Origin of the sequence: Brenneria sp. g21c3, from assembly GCF_040240345.1 — a bacterium.
Lineage (GTDB): Bacteria > Pseudomonadota > Gammaproteobacteria > Enterobacterales > Enterobacteriaceae > Brenneria.
The window spans coordinates 1-17210 of sequence record NZ_JBEIAB010000027.1 but is presented as its reverse complement, the minus strand read 5'-3'; the positions used below and the strand labels follow the sequence as shown (position 1 = coordinate 17210).

Annotated in this window: 20 protein-coding genes and 1 pseudogene; 19 read left to right on the top strand and 2 right to left on the bottom strand. The window is 52.9% G+C overall.

Annotated features, from left to right (window positions below):
* Nucleotides 1-27: 27 nt before the first annotated feature.
* Nucleotides 28-1941 carry an ABC transporter ATP-binding protein gene (locus ABRZ28_RS22885; protein ID WP_319606375.1) on the bottom strand — a complete coding sequence of 638 codons (1914 nt, stop codon included), beginning with the start codon at nt 1939-1941 and terminating at the stop codon, nt 28-30.
* 129 nt (nt 1942-2070) lie between these two features.
* On the opposite strand from ABRZ28_RS22885, the gene kefG reads away from it, so the two are divergent.
* The 4 genes from kefG (at nt 2071) to slyD (ending at nt 5373) form a co-directional block, all read left to right on the top strand.
* The gene (gene kefG, locus ABRZ28_RS22880) at nt 2071-2622 is read left to right on the top strand and encodes a glutathione-regulated potassium-efflux system ancillary protein KefG (protein ID WP_330521677.1); all 552 of its coding nucleotides are present in this window, start codon (nt 2071-2073) and stop codon (nt 2620-2622) included.
* 1 nt (nt 2623) lies between these two features.
* Nucleotides 2624-4432, top strand: a complete 1809-nt coding sequence (gene kefB, locus ABRZ28_RS22875; protein ID WP_330521643.1) for a glutathione-regulated potassium-efflux system protein KefB — start codon at nt 2624-2626, stop codon at nt 4430-4432.
* Between the two features lie 28 nt (nt 4433-4460).
* Nucleotides 4461-4655: a YheV family putative zinc ribbon protein gene (locus ABRZ28_RS22870; protein ID WP_330521642.1), complete on the top strand. Its 195-nt coding sequence runs from the start codon at nt 4461-4463 to the stop codon at nt 4653-4655.
* Nucleotides 4656-4851: 196 nt separating this feature from the next.
* A complete protein-coding gene (gene slyD / locus ABRZ28_RS22865) occupies nt 4852-5373 on the top strand; it encodes a peptidylprolyl isomerase (protein ID WP_330521641.1) in 522 nt (173 codons plus the stop codon).
* A 140-nt stretch (nt 5374-5513) separates the two neighbouring features.
* Here the strand turns inward: slyD and ABRZ28_RS22860 are convergent, their stop codons facing one another.
* Nucleotides 5514-5732: a SlyX family protein gene (locus ABRZ28_RS22860; RefSeq protein ID WP_319606379.1), complete on the bottom strand. Its 219-nt coding sequence runs from the start codon at nt 5730-5732 to the stop codon at nt 5514-5516.
* Nucleotides 5733-6037: 305 nt separating this feature from the next.
* Between ABRZ28_RS22860 and fkpA the strand changes: the two genes are divergently transcribed.
* From fkpA to ABRZ28_RS22785, 15 genes and pseudogenes are all read left to right on the top strand, one after another.
* The gene (gene fkpA / locus ABRZ28_RS22855) at nt 6038-6856 is read left to right on the top strand and encodes an FKBP-type peptidyl-prolyl cis-trans isomerase (RefSeq protein WP_319606380.1); all 819 of its coding nucleotides are present in this window, start codon (nt 6038-6040) and stop codon (nt 6854-6856) included.
* A gap of 191 nt (nt 6857-7047) precedes the next feature.
* Nucleotides 7048-7770 carry a helix-turn-helix transcriptional regulator gene (locus ABRZ28_RS22850; protein WP_319606381.1) on the top strand — a complete coding sequence of 241 codons (723 nt, stop codon included), beginning with the start codon at nt 7048-7050 and terminating at the stop codon, nt 7768-7770.
* Complete coding sequence (gene tusD, locus ABRZ28_RS22845) at nt 7770-8159, top strand: sulfurtransferase complex subunit TusD (RefSeq protein ID WP_319606383.1); 390 nt, start codon at nt 7770-7772, stop codon at nt 8157-8159. Before ABRZ28_RS22850 ends, tusD begins: the two co-directional genes overlap by 1 nt.
* Before the next feature lie 20 nt (nt 8160-8179).
* Nucleotides 8180-8539: a sulfurtransferase complex subunit TusC gene (gene tusC / locus ABRZ28_RS22840; RefSeq protein WP_319606384.1), complete on the top strand. Its 360-nt coding sequence runs from the start codon at nt 8180-8182 to the stop codon at nt 8537-8539.
* 17 nt (nt 8540-8556) lie between these two features.
* Nucleotides 8557-8844: a sulfurtransferase complex subunit TusB gene (gene tusB, locus ABRZ28_RS22835; protein ID WP_319606385.1), complete on the top strand. Its 288-nt coding sequence runs from the start codon at nt 8557-8559 to the stop codon at nt 8842-8844.
* Between the two features lie 131 nt (nt 8845-8975).
* Nucleotides 8976-9350, top strand: a complete 375-nt coding sequence (gene rpsL / locus ABRZ28_RS22830; protein ID WP_009111197.1) for a 30S ribosomal protein S12 — start codon at nt 8976-8978, stop codon at nt 9348-9350.
* Between the two features lie 96 nt (nt 9351-9446).
* Nucleotides 9447-9917, top strand: coding sequence for a 30S ribosomal protein S7 (rpsG, locus tag ABRZ28_RS22825; protein WP_009111198.1), 471 nt, complete (start codon nt 9447-9449; stop codon nt 9915-9917).
* Between the two features lie 95 nt (nt 9918-10012).
* Entirely contained in the window at nt 10013-12121 is a 2109-nt protein-coding gene (fusA, locus tag ABRZ28_RS22820) for an elongation factor G (protein ID WP_319606386.1), read from the top strand.
* 67 nt (nt 12122-12188) lie between these two features.
* Nucleotides 12189-12509: pseudogene (locus tag ABRZ28_RS22815) on the top strand (GTP-binding protein); the annotation flags it as partial.
* A 5-nt stretch (nt 12510-12514) separates the two neighbouring features.
* On the top strand, nt 12515-12874 hold the full coding sequence (tusC, locus tag ABRZ28_RS22810) for a sulfurtransferase complex subunit TusC (RefSeq protein WP_319606384.1): 360 nt from the start codon (nt 12515-12517) through the stop codon (nt 12872-12874).
* Between the two features lie 17 nt (nt 12875-12891).
* A complete protein-coding gene (tusB, locus tag ABRZ28_RS22805) occupies nt 12892-13179 on the top strand; it encodes a sulfurtransferase complex subunit TusB (RefSeq protein ID WP_319606385.1) in 288 nt (95 codons plus the stop codon).
* A gap of 131 nt (nt 13180-13310) precedes the next feature.
* Nucleotides 13311-13685 (top strand): 30S ribosomal protein S12, encoded by a 375-nt coding sequence (gene rpsL, locus ABRZ28_RS22800; protein ID WP_009111197.1) that lies wholly within the window; start codon nt 13311-13313, stop codon nt 13683-13685.
* A gap of 96 nt (nt 13686-13781) precedes the next feature.
* Entirely contained in the window at nt 13782-14252 is a 471-nt protein-coding gene (gene rpsG / locus ABRZ28_RS22795) for a 30S ribosomal protein S7 (RefSeq protein ID WP_009111198.1), read from the top strand.
* Nucleotides 14253-14347: 95 nt separating this feature from the next.
* Nucleotides 14348-16456 carry an elongation factor G gene (fusA, locus tag ABRZ28_RS22790; protein WP_319606386.1) on the top strand — a complete coding sequence of 703 codons (2109 nt, stop codon included), beginning with the start codon at nt 14348-14350 and terminating at the stop codon, nt 16454-16456.
* A gap of 67 nt (nt 16457-16523) precedes the next feature.
* On the top strand, nt 16524-17210 hold a 687-nt coding region (locus ABRZ28_RS22785; protein WP_319611851.1), incomplete at its 3' end, for a GTP-binding protein.

The following is a 17210-nucleotide window of genomic DNA, read 5'->3' as shown; positions in this document are numbered from 1 at the left end:
TGCCTATCGGTCCGCGCCAGAGAAAGGCTAAGACGAGAGCTGCTGATTCATTTGCTCTAGCTGTTCCTGCGCCTCAAGCCACGCCATTTCAGTTTCTTCCAAATCCGTTTTCGCCTTTATCTGCTGCTGTAGGCAGTCCGTGAGTTCGGCTTTACGGCTGATATCGTAAAGCCCGGTATCCGCCAGCCTGGCCTCAACGGCTTCCAGCGCCGCGCCCAGTTTTTCCATCTGCTGTTCGAGCCGGGCGATTTGTTTGCGCAGCGGTTGCGTCTGTGCTCTCAGTTCGGCTTCCCGCCGCTTTTGCTCTTTTCTGGCCTGAGCGCTGTTGGCGGCGTTTTCTTTGGGCGTTTCGTCGGCGGCGCTGTCCTGGCGCTGTCTGTCCGTCAGCCACTGCTGGTAATCCTCCAGATCGCCGTCGAAAGGCTCGACCTTGCGATCGTGAACCAGATAGAGGTCATCGGTTGTTGAGCGAATCAGGTGCCGATCGTGCGATACCACCACCAGCGCGCCCTCGAAATCGATCAACGCTTCTGTCAGCGCCTGCCGCATATCGAGATCCAGGTGGTTGGTGGGTTCGTCGAGCAGCAACAGATTCGGGCGCTGCCAGACGACAAGCGCCAGCACCAGCCGGGCTTTTTCTCCTCCGGAGAAACGCTCGGTGATTTCCGTGACTTTGTCGCCCTGAAAACCGAAGCCGCCGAGGTAATCGCGCAGTTGCTGCTCGGTTTCCCGTTCCGCCAGACGCACCATATGCTGTAACGGCGATTCATCGGCGCGCAGGAATTCCAACTGATGCTGGGCGAAGTAGCCCAGCTTCACGCCTTTCGCCAGCCCGATTTCCCCCTGAATCGGTTCCAGCGTTCCCGCCAGCAGCTTGATCAGCGTCGATTTCCCCGCGCCGTTATGCCCCAGCAGGCCGATGCGCGACCCCGGCACCAGATTCAGTTTGATCGATTCCAAAATCAGCTTGTCGCCATAACCGGCGCTGACTTTCTCCATGCGCAGCAAGGGGTTGGGCAGCGACTCCGGCGCCCGGAAGCTGAAGCGGAAGGGGTTGTCCACATGCGCCGGCGCAATCATTTCCATGCGCTCCAGCATTTTTATCCGGCTTTGCGCCTGTTTGGCTTTGGTCGCTTTGGCGCGGAAACGGTCGATGTAATGTTGCAGATGCGCGACCCGCTCCTGCTGATGTTCATACAGCGATTGCTGCTGCGCCAGCCGCGTGGCCCGCTGCCGTTCGAAAGAGCTGTAATTGCCGGTGTACTCGTTAAGCGTTTGTTGCTCGATGTGCAAAATCTTATTGACGATGGGATCGAGAAAATCACGGTCGTGCGAAATCAGCACCAGCGTCCCCGGATAGCTTTTCAGCCATTTCTCCAGCCAGATCACCGCATCCAGATCGAGGTGGTTGGTGGGTTCGTCGAGCAACAGCAGATCGGAGCGGCAAATGAGCGCCTGAGCCAGATTGAGGCGCATGCGCCAGCCGCCGGAAAAGGCGCTGACCGGTTGCTGTAACTGATCCTGCGAGAAACCGAGCCCGTTAAGTAAACTGGCGGCTCTGGCCTGAATCGTCCAGGCCTGAATGGCGTCCAGTTTGCCGTGCAGCGTCGCAATGGCATGGCCGTCATTGTCGTCGTTGGCGAGTTGCAGCGCCGTCTCAAGCTGGCGGAATTCCCGGTCGCCATCAATGACGTAATCAAGCGCCGGTACGTCCAGCGCCGGCGTTTCCTGATTCACCCAGGCCAGCGCCCATCCCTGCGGGAACGTGGCGCTGCCGCCGTCGGCGCTGATTTCACCTTTCAGTAATGCCAACAGGGTAGATTTACCACAGCCGTTCTTGCCCACCAGCCCCACTTTCTGGCCGGGGTTAATGGTCGCCGTCGCGTTATCCAGCAGAACATGTACACCACGTCGAATTTGCAGCGAGGAGAAAACAATCATAAAGCGCCGTATGTTCAGAGTATGTTAAATTATTGACTTGATATCAGGAGCGATTATGCCCTGCTTTTTAGTCGTAGCGCTGCATGGTAGCGGAAAATGACAACCATGACGACGCTTTGGAGGGGAATGATGTCGCAGCCACCCAAGATTCTGCTGCTGTATGCCCATCCGGAATCACAAGATTCGGTAGCAAACCGGGTTTTACTGCAACCGGCACAACAGTTGGATAATGTCACCGTACACGATCTGTATGCGCATTATCCTGATTTTTTTATCGATATTTATCATGAGCAGCAGTTGCTGCGCGAACATCAGGTCATTGTGTTTCAACACCCGTTTTATACCTACAGTTGCCCGGCCTTGTTAAAAGAGTGGTTTGACCGGGTGTTATCGCGCGGTTTCGCCAACGGGGCCGGCGGCAACGCGCTGGCGGGAAAATACTGGCGATCGGTGATTACCACCGGCGAACCGGAGGAAGCCTACCGGGCCGGGGGCAAGAGCCGCTATCCGATGGAGGATTTTCTGCGTCCGTTTGAGATGACCGCGTCTCTGTGCCGTATGCACTGGATTAAACCCATGATCGTTTATTGGGCGCGCCGTCTGCCCCCAGATGTTTTGTCCGGTTATGAACTGGCTTATGCCCAATGGCTGGCTTCTCCTTTCGCTCACGAGGAACGCTGATATGGAAAGCTCTACGCTGCTTACCGCAGGCGTTCTGTTTTTGTTTGTGGCGGTGCTCGCCGTGCCGATTGCGGCGCGAATCGGCATTGGCGCCGTGCTGGGTTATCTGATCGCCGGGATTGCCATCGGCCCCTGGGGATTGGGTTTTATCCGCGATGTTGACGCTATTCTGCACTTTTCCGAGCTTGGCGTCGTTTTTCTGATGTTTATCATCGGACTGGAACTGAACCCGAAAAAACTGTGGACGCTGCGGCGCTCCATTTTCGGCGTCGGCGCCGCGCAGGTCGGGTTGAGCACGCTGCTTCTGGGGGGCGCGCTGTATCTGATGAACTTCTCCTGGCAGTCGGCGTTGATCGGCGGGGTAGGGTTGGCGATGTCGTCGACGGCGATGGCGTTGCAACTGATGCGTGAAAAGGGAATGAATCGCAACGAGTCCGGACAATTGGGATTTTCCGTCCTGCTGTTTCAGGATCTGGCGGTGATTCCGGCCCTCGCCCTGGTGCCTATTTTGGCGGGGGTTCAGGGCGAGATTGATGACTGGAGTCAGGTCGCGCTCAAGGTCGCGGCGTTCGCCGGTATGCTGATAGGCGGCCGTTATCTGGTGCGTCCGCTATTCCGTTTTATCGCCGCTTCCGGCGTGCGGGAAGTTTTTACCGCGGCGGCTTTGCTGCTGGTGCTGGGATCGGCGCTTTTTATGGAAGCGTTAGGATTTTCAATGGCGCTGGGGACGTTTATCGCCGGCGTGCTGTTGGCTGAAAGCGAGTATCGGCATGAGCTGGAAATCGCCATTGAGCCGTTTAAAGGACTGCTGCTCGGGTTGTTCTTCATCTCCGTCGGGATGGCGTTAAATCTGGGCGTTCTCTATGTCCATATCGTGGAAGTGCTGATTGCCGTACTGGCGCTGGTAGCCGTAAAAGGCACGGTGCTTTATGTGCTGGCCCGTATTAACCGCATGCGCCGCTCGGAGCGTTTACAATTTGCCGGCGTATTGAGCCAGGGCGGTGAGTTTGCGTTTGTGCTGTTTTCCGCCGCTTCGACGTACAAGGTTTTGCAGGGCGATCAACTGCCGCTGCTGTTGGTGACGGTAACGCTGTCGATGATGACCACGCCGCTGTTAATGCAGCTTATCGATCGGATCCTGATTCGGCGCTATAACCCCCTGGAAGCGCCTGACGAGAAACCCTATGTCGCCGACGATGAGCCGCAGGTGATCGTGGTGGGATTCGGGCGCTTCGGGCAGGTGATCGGCCGCTTGCTGATGGCGAATAAAATGCGCATTACGGTGCTGGAACGCGATATCAGCGCAGTCAGTCTGATGCGCGGTTATGGTTATAAAGTATACTATGGTGATGCGACGGAGCTGGAACTATTGCGTTCGGCGGGCGCGGAGAAAGCGCAGTCCATCGTTATCACCAGCAATACGCCGGAAGATACCATGGCGATAGTGCATTTGTGCCAGCTGCATTTCCCGCATCTGGAAATTCTGGCCCGGGCGCGCGGCCGCGTCGAAGCGCATGAACTGTTGCTGGCGGGGGTTAAGCATTTTTCCCGTGAAACCTTCTCCAGCTCGCTGGAGTTGGGCCGCAAGGCGCTGATATCGCTGGGGATGCATCCTCATCAGGCCTATCGCGCCCAGCAGCACTTTCGTCGTCTGGATATGCGCATGTTGCGGGAACTGATGCCGCAGTTGCAGAACGACGGGGCGCATATCTCCCGGGTGAAAGAAGCCCGGCGCGAGCTGGAAGATATCTTTCAACGGGAAATGCTGCATGAGCGTCGTCGGCAGGACGATTGGGATGAATTTGAATAATGTCTAAGCTGAAATAGGTCGGGATAAGATGCGTAAACGCTTTATCGCCGGGGCGATCTGCCCTGAATGTCGGACGCAGGATACCTTGGCCGTCGGGTATGAAGATCAAACGGAAGTGGTGGTATGCGTTAAGTGCGGCTATCGACAGACGCGTCCGGATCAGCCGCGGCGGGCCGCCGGGCGATCGGCGGATGAGATTATCGGCATTTTTCATCCTAAATAGGCATGGCGATGTTATCCCCCTCACGGGAAAACGTTCCCGACGTTTTTTGACGCGTCCCATCCATGGGACTTGCCCGCTGGGCCGTCACTGCGTGACGTTGAAAAACGTTCCCGACGTTTTTTTATTGTGGGCGGTACATCGGGATTTTTTTCAGCTACAATTTGCGCCAGTTTGATTTCCAACGGTAGGAGATATCATGAAAGTAACAAAAGATCTGGTGGTCAGTCTGGCCTATCAGGTACGAACAGAAGACGGTGTATTGGTTGATGAGTCTCCGGTGAGTGCGCCGTTGGACTATCTGCATGGTCATGGCTCTTTGATTTCCGGTCTGGAAAATGCGCTGGAAGGCCGTGCGGTGGGCGACCATTTTGACGTTAATATCGCGTCTAACGATGCTTATGGCAGTTATGATGAAAACCTGGTTCAACGCGTGCCTAAAGACGTATTTATGGGCGTGGACGAACTTCAGGTCGGCATGCGTTTCCTGGCTGAAACCGATCAGGGGCCGGTGCCGGTTGAAATTACTGAAGTGGAAGACGATCACGTCGTGGTTGACGGCAACCATATGCTGGCCGGTCAAAATCTGAGCTTTAACGTTGAAGTCGTGGCCATTCGCGAAGCGACGGAAGAAGAGCTGGAGCATGGTCACGTTCACGGCGAACACGATCATGAACACGGCGACGGCTGCTGCGGCAACGGCGGATGCGGTTGCCACTAATCCGTTTGAGCTGAGGCGAACGCCGGCTGTTGGCGCGAATCGTCGTCGGCTTATTCGGTAATAGCATCAGGGCAGAGGCGTTCGCTTCCGCCCTGATGCGTTTTATGCCGGTCCGGCGATCTCCGATAACGTGAGATGATTCAATAGTGCGGCGGCGGCGTTTCTTCCGACTGCGGCGCGATTAACGACGTTTGCTGGGTGCGTAACCTCTCCGTCAACAGGCGTACCTGCTCGCGTAGCCGACTGATTTCCCTTTCGTGTTGAATAAGCGTTTGGTTCAACTCTTCTATCGTCACTTCCTGAAAAGCCTGACGGCTTTCCAATAGTTCGAGCCGTTCTTCAAGCGATGACACTGGCATTCCCCCTACAGCTTACAGCCTATTACCCATAAGTTTGTCAGAAAGCAGAAACTTCTGGTAGTAAAAACGGTCGGAATAAGGCGCAATAAGCGATCTGAGCAGGTTCAGCTCACACTATTTCCGAGGCTCGCCTTTCGGGCTATGCGGTCCGGCCGTCGAGAACGGCGTTAAAAAACGATGAAATGTTTTTTATCAAAGGATTGTCGCGTGTGTCGTTGTGTTGTCTTCGTGCGCGCAGTTATAGTAGTCGCGAATGTATTTTTAATGATGGCTGGAGCGCGTAGCTCCAGATGCTGGAGAAATGGATGAAATCACTGTTTAAAGTAACGCTGTTAGCAACAACGATGGCTCTGACTCTGAACGCAGGCCAGGCTCTGGCGGCGGAAACGGCGCAGGCCTCTGATACGGCTGCGACGGCCAAATTCAAGAATGATGAGCAGGCCGCGGCTTATGCGTTAGGCGCATCGCTGGGGCGTTACATGGATAACTCCCTCAAAGAACAAGAAAAACTGGGTATTAAGCTGGATAAGGATCAGTTGATTGCCGGTGTTCAGGACGCGTTTGCCGATAAGAGCAAACTGACTGACGAAGAAATTGAAAAAACGCTGCAAGGCTTCGAAGGCCGGGTAAAAGCGGCGGCTGAAACCAAAATGAAGCAGGACGCCAAAGACAATGCGGATAAAGGCACGAAATATCGTGATGCTTTCGCCAAAGAAAAAGGCGTGAAGAAAACTGAATCCGGTCTGCTGTATCAGGTTGAGAAAGAAGGCAACGGCAGCGCGCCGAAAGACAGCGATACGGTTGTCGTTAACTACAAAGGCACGCTGGTTGACGGTAGCGAATTCGACAACTCCTACAAACGCGGCGAGCCGTTGTCTTTCCAACTTGACGGGGTGATTCCCGGCTGGACGGAAGGGTTAAAACACGTCAAGAAAGGCGGCAAGATCAAGCTGGTTATCCCGCCGACGCTGGCTTACGGCGAAAACGGCGTGCCGGGGATCCCGGCCAACTCCACGCTGGTGTTCGACGTTGAGCTGCTGGATATCAAATCAGCAGCTGATGTGAAAGCGGCCGATGACGCCAAAGCGGCAAAACCCGCCGCAGAAGAGAAAAGCGCGAAGTAATTCATCAGTCCCATCAACTGATGAGATATCAACCGCGGGCCATGCGCCCGCGGTTTTTTTATACAATAAAGATGAGTAAGTTCACCGTTCAGAAACGAAACCGTGAATTTCAGGGACGAGAGTGTGGACATTTGCTAGACTATGTTCCCTGTCAAGACAACAAATAAATGACGTTGAGGATGGTGTCTGCCATGTCTAGTTCGCTTGTGTCTGGCGAATCTTATGACCTTGATTTGCTGGATGAACGTCCGTTTAGCCAAACGGATTATGAGATCCTGAAATCGTATGAAGCGGTGGTCGATGGATTGGCCATGTTGATCGGTGAGCACTGTGAAATCGTGCTGCACTCGCTTGATGATTTGAAATGTTCCGCCGTGCGTATCGCCAACGGCGAACATACCGGCAGGAAAATCGGCTCGCCGATTACCGATCTTGCATTACGTATGCTGCATGACATGGCCGGTGAAGATAGTAGCGTTTCGAAAGCTTATTTCACCCGCGCTAAAAGCGGCGTGTTGATGAAGTCGGTCACTATCGCGATTCGTAACCGTGAACAACGGGTGATTGGATTACTCTGTATCAATATGAACCTGGATGTGCCTTTTTCACAGATAGTGCAGACCTTTATTCCCCCTGAGACGCATGAGGTCGCGTCCTCGGTGAACTTCGCGTCGTCGGTGGACGATCTGGTGGCGCAAACGCTGGAGTTTTCCATTGAAGAAGTCAATGCGGACCGCAATGTGTCCAACAATGCGAAAAATCGGCAAATTGTTCTGAGTCTGTATGAGAAAGGCATTTTTGATATCAAAGACGCGATTAATCAGGTCGCCGAGCGTCTGAATATCTCCAAACATACCGTGTATCTTTATATCCGCCAGTTTAAAAGCGGCGATTTCAGCGGACACGATCGTTGATGCTGAGCTATTGTCTGCTGGTTACCGGCCCCGCTTATGGTACGCAGCAAGCAAGCAGCGCGTTGCAGTTTGCGCAGGCTTTACTGGATGAAGGTCATCGGTTGGAAAGCGTGTTCTTCTATCGTGAAGGCGTGCTGAACGCCAACCAGCTCACCTCGCCGGCGAACGACGAGTTTGATCTGGTTCGGGCCTGGCAGCGTCTGGCGCGGGAACATCAGGCGACGCTAAATGTCTGTGTCGCCGCCGCGTTGCGCCGTGGGGTAACCGACCGTCAACAGGCGGAACAGCTAAAGTTGGGGGCTGCGAATTTGCAGGACGGCTTTACCTTAAGCGGTCTTGGCGAACTGGCTCGATCCGCTCTGACCTGCGATCGAGTCATCCAGTTTTAATCGGATTTTAAGGCAGAGTCATGAAGCATGTCGCTTTTGTTTTTACTCACTCGCCTCATGGTAGCGCGTCCGGTCGGGAAGGGCTGGACGCGCTCCTTGCGATGTCCGCGTTGACAGAAGATATCGGCGTTTTCTTTATCGGCGACGGCGTATTGCAATTACTGCCGGGGCAGCAGCCGGAAAAGATTTTAATGCGCGACTATATTTCGACGTTTGGCGTGCTGCCGCTGTATGACATCGAACACTGCTATGTCTGCGCCGAATCTCTCCAGCAACGGGGGATTGCTTTAGATACCGATTGGGTTCTGGATGTGGCGCTCCTGCCCCCCGAGGCATTAAGACAGCGGCTGGCGAATTACCATGCCGTACTTTCATTTTAGCGGCGAGTGTTTTACCCATGTTGCATACGCTTTCCCATTCTCCTTATCATTGCGACATTGATGCGCTTTTACGTTGTTTAGGACCGGAAGACGCCTTGGTGCTGTTGCAGGACGGCGTTATCGCCGCGCTGGCGAATAGCGAAACGGCAAGCCGTCTCCTTAATACGTCGATCCCATTGTATGTTTTGCAAAATGATGCCGACGCCAGAGGCTTGGCTGCACAAATTTCAAACAACTTTTCATTGATTAGCTATAATCAATTTGTTCAACTGACGGTGCAATATTCGCAACAGCTGGCGTGGTAACGCTGAATTTTTGTATATTTCTTGACTCCTTCCACGGCCAGCCCTAAAATTCTGCGTCCTCATACTTTGCCCTGCGCAAGTACGAGATGATTTATTACGTGTTTACGAAGCAAAAACCAGGAGCTTTTTGAATGGCAACAATTAACCAGCTGGTACGCAAGCCACGCGCCCTGAAGGTTGTTAAAAGCAACGTTCCGGCGCTGGAAGCATGCCCGCAGAAACGTGGCGTATGTACTCGCGTATATACCACCACCCCGAAAAAACCGAACTCCGCGCTGCGTAAAGTATGCCGTGTTCGTTTAACCAACGGTTTTGAAGTTACCTCCTATATTGGCGGTGAAGGTCATAACCTACAGGAACACTCCGTGATCCTGATCCGTGGCGGTCGTGTTAAAGACCTGCCAGGTGTTCGTTACCACACCGTTCGTGGCGCGCTGGACTGCTCTGGTGTTAAAGACCGTAAGCAATCCCGTTCCAAATACGGCGTGAAGAAGCCAAAGGCTTAATGGTTCTCCGTTAAGTAAGGCCAAACGTTTTAACTTAAATGTCAAACTAAACTCGTAGAGTTTTGGACAATCCTGAATTAACAACGGAGTATTTCCATGCCACGTCGTCGCGTCATTGGTCAACGTAAAATCCTGCCGGATCCTAAGTTCGGATCAGAGCTGTTGGCCAAATTTGTAAATATCCTGATGGTAGATGGCAAAAAATCTACCGCCGAAGCAATCGTCTATACCGCGCTTGAGACCCTGGCTCAGCGTTCAGGTAAAGACCACCTGGAAGCTTTTGAAGTAGCGCTGGACAACGTTCGTCCGACTGTCGAAGTTAAGTCTCGCCGCGTTGGTGGTTCTACTTATCAGGTACCAGTTGAAGTCCGTCCGGTTCGTCGTAATGCCCTGGCAATGCGTTGGATCGTTGAAGCTGCTCGTAAACGCGGTGATAAATCCATGGCTTTGCGCCTGGCGAACGAACTTTCTGATGCAGCGGAAAACAAAGGTACTGCTGTCAAGAAACGTGAAGACGTTCACCGTATGGCTGAAGCCAACAAGGCGTTCGCTCACTACCGTTGGTAATCCCTTCGCTGTAGTTATGCTAACCAGGCGGGCGCTTCAAAAAGCCAACCCGCTTGGCTTAACTAATTGAACGCCCTAGGATATAGAGGAAACAAATGGCTCGTACAACACCTATTGCACGCTACCGTAATATCGGTATCAGTGCACACATCGATGCCGGTAAAACCACCACGACAGAACGTATTCTGTTCTATACCGGTGTGAACCATAAAATCGGTGAAGTTCATGACGGCGCGGCCACCATGGACTGGATGGCGCAGGAGCAGGAGCGTGGGATCACCATTACTTCTGCTGCGACAACTGCTTTCTGGTCAGGTATGGCCAAGCAGTATGAACCCCATCGTATCAACATCATCGACACCCCGGGACACGTTGACTTCACGATCGAAGTAGAACGTTCCATGCGTGTTCTTGACGGCGCAGTCATGGTTTACTGTGCTGTTGGTGGTGTTCAGCCGCAGTCTGAAACCGTATGGCGTCAGGCGAACAAATACAAAGTGCCGCGCATTGCGTTCGTTAACAAAATGGACCGCATGGGCGCGAACTTCCTGAAAGTGGTAAGCCAGATCAAAACCCGTCTGGGTGCGAATCCGGTACCGCTTCAGTTAGCTATTGGCGCTGAAGAACATTTCACCGGCGTTGTCGATCTGGTGAAAATGAAAGCGATCAACTGGAATGAAGCCGATCAGGGCATCACCTTCACTTATGAAGATATCCCGGCTGATATGCAGGATCTGGCTGAAGAATGGCATCAGAACCTGGTTGAGTCCGCAGCTGAAGCTTCAGAAGAGCTGATGGACAAATACCTGGGCGGTGAAGAACTGTCCGAAGAAGAAATCAAAAAAGCATTGCGTCAGCGCGTTCTGAACAACGAAATCATTCTGGTTACCTGTGGTTCCGCGTTCAAGAACAAAGGCGTGCAGGCATTGCTGGATGCCGTAATCGAATATCTGCCGTCGCCGACCGAAGTTCCGCCAATCAGCGGTATTCTGGACGATGGTAAAGATACGCCGGCGGTGCGTCATTCCGACGATAAAGAACCGTTTGCTGCGTTGGCATTTAAAATCGCCACCGACCCGTTCGTGGGTAACCTGACGTTCTTCCGCGTTTACTCTGGCGTGGTGAACTCTGGCGACACGGTGCTGAACTCCGTGAAATCCGCGCGCGAGCGTTTTGGCCGTATCGTTCAGATGCACGCCAACAAACGTGAAGAAATCAAAGAAGTTCGCGCAGGCGATATTGCCGCGGCAATCGGCCTGAAAGATGTGACCACCGGCGACACGCTGTGTAATCCGGATAATGCGATCATTCTGGAACGTATGGAATTCCCTGAACCGGTTATTTCCATCGCGGTAGAACCGAAAACCAAAGCCGACCAGGAAAAAATGGGTCTGGCTCTGGGGCGTCTGGCAAAAGAAGACCCGTCTTTCCGCGTATGGACCGACGAAGAATCCAACCAGACCATCATCGCCGGTATGGGCGAACTGCACCTGGAAATCATCGTTGACCGTATGCGTCGTGAGTTCAACGTTGAAGCCAACATCGGTAAACCTCAGGTTGCTTACCGTGAAACCATCCGCGATACCGTTAAGGACGTGGAAGGGAAACATGCGAAACAGTCTGGTGGTCGCGGTCAGTATGGTCATGTCGTTATCGACATGTATCCGCTGGAACCGGGCGGTGCCGGCTACGAATTTGTCAACGAAATCAAGGGCGGCGTAATTCCTGGCGAATACATCCCGGCTGTTGACAAAGGCGTTCAGGAACAGTTGAAATCAGGCCCGCTGGCGGGTTATCCGGTTGTAGACTTGGGCGTACGTTTGCATTTTGGTTCTTACCACGATGTCGACTCCTCTGAATTGGCGTTTAAATTGGCAGCGTCTATCGCGTTTAAAGAAGCATTTAAACGCGCTAAGCCGGTTCTGCTGGAACCCGTCATGAAAGTTGAAGTTGAAACGCCTGAAGACTACATGGGCGACGTAATTGGTGACTTGAACCGTCGCCGCGGTATCATCGAAGGTATGGAAGATACTGCGACAGGTAAGACTATTCGTGCCCAGGTACCGTTATCCGAAATGTTTGGGTATGCTACCGATCTGCGTTCGCAGACTCAGGGTCGTGCTTCTTACTCCATGGAGTTCCTGAAGTACGCTGAAGCGCCGAACAACGTGGCTCAGGCCGTTATTGAAGCCCGTGGTAAATAATCCGGGTTTAACACATTGAACCGTGCTCTCTCCATAGGGGGAGAGCATTAGAGTAAGGAATATCGCCGTGTCTAAAGAAAAATTTGAACGTACAAAACCCCATCTCAACGTCGGTACTATCGGCCACGTTGACCATGGTAAAACAACGCTGACTGCCGCCATTACTACCGTTCTGGCTAAAACCTACGGCGGCGCCGCCCGTGCATTCGATCAGATCGATAACGCGCCGGAAGAAAAAGCCCGTGGTATCACCATCAACACTTCTCACGTTGAATACGATACCCCGACTCGCCACTACGCGCACGTTGACTGCCCGGGACACGCCGACTATGTGAAAAACATGATCACCGGCGCCGCGCAGATGGACGGCGCGATCCTGGTTGTTGCCGAGTCATGAAGCATGTCGCTTTTGTTTTTACTCACTCGCCTCATGGTAGCGCGTCCGGTCGGGAAGGGCTGGACGCGCTCCTTGCGATGTCCGCGTTGACAGAAGATATCGGCGTTTTCTTTATCGGCGACGGCGTATTGCAATTACTGCCGGGGCAGCAGCCGGAAAAGATTTTAATGCGCGACTATATTTCGACGTTTGGCGTGCTGCCGCTGTATGACATCGAACACTGCTATGTCTGCGCCGAATCTCTCCAGCAACGGGGGATTGCTTTAGATACCGATTGGGTTCTGGATGTGGCGCTCCTGCCCCCCGAGGCATTAAGACAGCGGCTGGCGAATTACCATGCCGTACTTTCATTTTAGCGGCGAGTGTTTTACCCATGTTGCATACGCTTTCCCATTCTCCTTATCATTGCGACATTGATGCGCTTTTACGTTGTTTAGGACCGGAAGACGCCTTGGTGCTGTTGCAGGACGGCGTTATCGCCGCGCTGGCGAATAGCGAAACGGCAAGCCGTCTCCTTAATACGTCGATCCCATTGTATGTTTTGCAAAATGATGCCGACGCCAGAGGCTTGGCTGCACAAATTTCAAACAACTTTTCATTGATTAGCTATAATCAATTTGTTCAACTGACGGTGCAATATTCGCAACAGCTGGCGTGGTAACGCTGAATTTTTGTATATTTCTTGACTCCTTCCACGGCCAGCCCTAAAATTCTGCGTCCTCATACTTTGCCCTGCGCAAGTACGAGATGATTTATTACGTGTTTACGAAGCAAAAACCAGGAGCTTTTTGAATGGCAACAATTAACCAGCTGGTACGCAAGCCACGCGCCCTGAAGGTTGTTAAAAGCAACGTTCCGGCGCTGGAAGCATGCCCGCAGAAACGTGGCGTATGTACTCGCGTATATACCACCACCCCGAAAAAACCGAACTCCGCGCTGCGTAAAGTATGCCGTGTTCGTTTAACCAACGGTTTTGAAGTTACCTCCTATATTGGCGGTGAAGGTCATAACCTACAGGAACACTCCGTGATCCTGATCCGTGGCGGTCGTGTTAAAGACCTGCCAGGTGTTCGTTACCACACCGTTCGTGGCGCGCTGGACTGCTCTGGTGTTAAAGACCGTAAGCAATCCCGTTCCAAATACGGCGTGAAGAAGCCAAAGGCTTAATGGTTCTCCGTTAAGTAAGGCCAAACGTTTTAACTTAAATGTCAAACTAAACTCGTAGAGTTTTGGACAATCCTGAATTAACAACGGAGTATTTCCATGCCACGTCGTCGCGTCATTGGTCAACGTAAAATCCTGCCGGATCCTAAGTTCGGATCAGAGCTGTTGGCCAAATTTGTAAATATCCTGATGGTAGATGGCAAAAAATCTACCGCCGAAGCAATCGTCTATACCGCGCTTGAGACCCTGGCTCAGCGTTCAGGTAAAGACCACCTGGAAGCTTTTGAAGTAGCGCTGGACAACGTTCGTCCGACTGTCGAAGTTAAGTCTCGCCGCGTTGGTGGTTCTACTTATCAGGTACCAGTTGAAGTCCGTCCGGTTCGTCGTAATGCCCTGGCAATGCGTTGGATCGTTGAAGCTGCTCGTAAACGCGGTGATAAATCCATGGCTTTGCGCCTGGCGAACGAACTTTCTGATGCAGCGGAAAACAAAGGTACTGCTGTCAAGAAACGTGAAGACGTTCACCGTATGGCTGAAGCCAACAAGGCGTTCGCTCACTACCGTTGGTAATCCCTTCGCTGTAGTTATGCTAACCAGGCGGGCGCTTCAAAAAGCCAACCCGCTTGGCTTAACTAATTGAACGCCCTAGGATATAGAGGAAACAAATGGCTCGTACAACACCTATTGCACGCTACCGTAATATCGGTATCAGTGCACACATCGATGCCGGTAAAACCACCACGACAGAACGTATTCTGTTCTATACCGGTGTGAACCATAAAATCGGTGAAGTTCATGACGGCGCGGCCACCATGGACTGGATGGCGCAGGAGCAGGAGCGTGGGATCACCATTACTTCTGCTGCGACAACTGCTTTCTGGTCAGGTATGGCCAAGCAGTATGAACCCCATCGTATCAACATCATCGACACCCCGGGACACGTTGACTTCACGATCGAAGTAGAACGTTCCATGCGTGTTCTTGACGGCGCAGTCATGGTTTACTGTGCTGTTGGTGGTGTTCAGCCGCAGTCTGAAACCGTATGGCGTCAGGCGAACAAATACAAAGTGCCGCGCATTGCGTTCGTTAACAAAATGGACCGCATGGGCGCGAACTTCCTGAAAGTGGTAAGCCAGATCAAAACCCGTCTGGGTGCGAATCCGGTACCGCTTCAGTTAGCTATTGGCGCTGAAGAACATTTCACCGGCGTTGTCGATCTGGTGAAAATGAAAGCGATCAACTGGAATGAAGCCGATCAGGGCATCACCTTCACTTATGAAGATATCCCGGCTGATATGCAGGATCTGGCTGAAGAATGGCATCAGAACCTGGTTGAGTCCGCAGCTGAAGCTTCAGAAGAGCTGATGGACAAATACCTGGGCGGTGAAGAACTGTCCGAAGAAGAAATCAAAAAAGCATTGCGTCAGCGCGTTCTGAACAACGAAATCATTCTGGTTACCTGTGGTTCCGCGTTCAAGAACAAAGGCGTGCAGGCATTGCTGGATGCCGTAATCGAATATCTGCCGTCGCCGACCGAAGTTCCGCCAATCAGCGGTATTCTGGACGATGGTAAAGATACGCCGGCGGTGCGTCATTCCGACGATAAAGAACCGTTTGCTGCGTTGGCATTTAAAATCGCCACCGACCCGTTCGTGGGTAACCTGACGTTCTTCCGCGTTTACTCTGGCGTGGTGAACTCTGGCGACACGGTGCTGAACTCCGTGAAATCCGCGCGCGAGCGTTTTGGCCGTATCGTTCAGATGCACGCCAACAAACGTGAAGAAATCAAAGAAGTTCGCGCAGGCGATATTGCCGCGGCAATCGGCCTGAAAGATGTGACCACCGGCGACACGCTGTGTAATCCGGATAATGCGATCATTCTGGAACGTATGGAATTCCCTGAACCGGTTATTTCCATCGCGGTAGAACCGAAAACCAAAGCCGACCAGGAAAAAATGGGTCTGGCTCTGGGGCGTCTGGCAAAAGAAGACCCGTCTTTCCGCGTATGGACCGACGAAGAATCCAACCAGACCATCATCGCCGGTATGGGCGAACTGCACCTGGAAATCATCGTTGACCGTATGCGTCGTGAGTTCAACGTTGAAGCCAACATCGGTAAACCTCAGGTTGCTTACCGTGAAACCATCCGCGATACCGTTAAGGACGTGGAAGGGAAACATGCGAAACAGTCTGGTGGTCGCGGTCAGTATGGTCATGTCGTTATCGACATGTATCCGCTGGAACCGGGCGGTGCCGGCTACGAATTTGTCAACGAAATCAAGGGCGGCGTAATTCCTGGCGAATACATCCCGGCTGTTGACAAAGGCGTTCAGGAACAGTTGAAATCAGGCCCGCTGGCGGGTTATCCGGTTGTAGACTTGGGCGTACGTTTGCATTTTGGTTCTTACCACGATGTCGACTCCTCTGAATTGGCGTTTAAATTGGCAGCGTCTATCGCGTTTAAAGAAGCATTTAAACGCGCTAAGCCGGTTCTGCTGGAACCCGTCATGAAAGTTGAAGTTGAAACGCCTGAAGACTACATGGGCGACGTAATTGGTGACTTGAACCGTCGCCGCGGTATCATCGAAGGTATGGAAGATACTGCGACAGGTAAGACTATTCGTGCCCAGGTACCGTTATCCGAAATGTTTGGGTATGCTACCGATCTGCGTTCGCAGACTCAGGGTCGTGCTTCTTACTCCATGGAGTTCCTGAAGTACGCTGAAGCGCCGAACAACGTGGCTCAGGCCGTTATTGAAGCCCGTGGTAAATAATCCGGGTTTAACACATTGAACCGTGCTCTCTCCATAGGGGGAGAGCATTAGAGTAAGGAATATCGCCGTGTCTAAAGAAAAATTTGAACGTACAAAACCCCATCTCAACGTCGGTACTATCGGCCACGTTGACCATGGTAAAACAACGCTGACTGCCGCCATTACTACCGTTCTGGCTAAAACCTACGGCGGCGCCGCCCGTGCATTCGATCAGATCGATAACGCGCCGGAAGAAAAAGCCCGTGGTATCACCATCAACACTTCTCACGTTGAATACGATACCCCGACTCGCCACTACGCGCACGTTGACTGCCCGGGACACGCCGACTATGTGAAAAACATGATCACCGGCGCCGCGCAGATGGACGGCGCGATCCTGGTTGTTGCCGCGACTGACGGCCCGATGCCGCAGACCCGTGAGCACATCCTGCTGGGCCGCCAGGTTGGCGTTCCTTACATCATCGTGTTCCTGAACAAATGCGACATGGTTGATGATGAAGAACTGCTGGAACTGGTTGAGATGGAAGTGCGTGAACTGCTGTCTCAGTACGATTTCCCGGGCGATGATACGCCAATCATTCGTGGTTCCGCGCTGAAAGCGCTGGAAGGCGAAGCTGAGTGGGAAGCGAAAATCATCGAACTGGCTGAAGCGCTGGATTCTTATATCCCGGAACCGGAGCGTGCGATTGACAAACCGTTCCTGCTGCCTATCGAAGACGTATTCTCCATCTCCGGTCGTGGTACCGTTGTGACC

Coding starts and splice junctions, on each gene's coding strand:
- tusD (WP_319606383.1), top strand. CDS start 7,770: ATGCTGAGCTATTGTCTGCTGGTTACCGGCCCCGCTTATGGTACGCAG.
- tusC (WP_319606384.1), top strand. CDS start 12,515: ATGAAGCATGTCGCTTTTGTTTTTACTCACTCGCCTCATGGTAGCGCG.
- ABRZ28_RS22885 (WP_319606375.1), bottom strand. CDS start 1,941: ATGATTGTTTTCTCCTCGCTGCAAATTCGACGTGGTGTACATGTTCTG.
- kefG (WP_330521677.1), top strand. CDS start 2,071: ATGTCGCAGCCACCCAAGATTCTGCTGCTGTATGCCCATCCGGAATCA.
- tusB (WP_319606385.1), top strand. CDS start 8,557: ATGTTGCATACGCTTTCCCATTCTCCTTATCATTGCGACATTGATGCG.
- slyD (WP_330521641.1), top strand. CDS start 4,852: ATGAAAGTAACAAAAGATCTGGTGGTCAGTCTGGCCTATCAGGTACGA.
- tusB (WP_319606385.1), top strand. CDS start 12,892: ATGTTGCATACGCTTTCCCATTCTCCTTATCATTGCGACATTGATGCG.
- kefB (WP_330521643.1), top strand. CDS start 2,624: ATGGAAAGCTCTACGCTGCTTACCGCAGGCGTTCTGTTTTTGTTTGTG.
- fkpA (WP_319606380.1), top strand. CDS start 6,038: ATGAAATCACTGTTTAAAGTAACGCTGTTAGCAACAACGATGGCTCTG.
- rpsL (WP_009111197.1), top strand. CDS start 8,976: ATGGCAACAATTAACCAGCTGGTACGCAAGCCACGCGCCCTGAAGGTT.
- fusA (WP_319606386.1), top strand. CDS start 10,013: ATGGCTCGTACAACACCTATTGCACGCTACCGTAATATCGGTATCAGT.
- ABRZ28_RS22860 (WP_319606379.1), bottom strand. CDS start 5,732: ATGCCAGTGTCATCGCTTGAAGAACGGCTCGAACTATTGGAAAGCCGT.
- rpsG (WP_009111198.1), top strand. CDS start 13,782: ATGCCACGTCGTCGCGTCATTGGTCAACGTAAAATCCTGCCGGATCCT.
- ABRZ28_RS22870 (WP_330521642.1), top strand. CDS start 4,461: ATGCGTAAACGCTTTATCGCCGGGGCGATCTGCCCTGAATGTCGGACG.
- ABRZ28_RS22850 (WP_319606381.1), top strand. CDS start 7,048: ATGTCTAGTTCGCTTGTGTCTGGCGAATCTTATGACCTTGATTTGCTG.
- rpsG (WP_009111198.1), top strand. CDS start 9,447: ATGCCACGTCGTCGCGTCATTGGTCAACGTAAAATCCTGCCGGATCCT.
- tusC (WP_319606384.1), top strand. CDS start 8,180: ATGAAGCATGTCGCTTTTGTTTTTACTCACTCGCCTCATGGTAGCGCG.
- rpsL (WP_009111197.1), top strand. CDS start 13,311: ATGGCAACAATTAACCAGCTGGTACGCAAGCCACGCGCCCTGAAGGTT.
- fusA (WP_319606386.1), top strand. CDS start 14,348: ATGGCTCGTACAACACCTATTGCACGCTACCGTAATATCGGTATCAGT.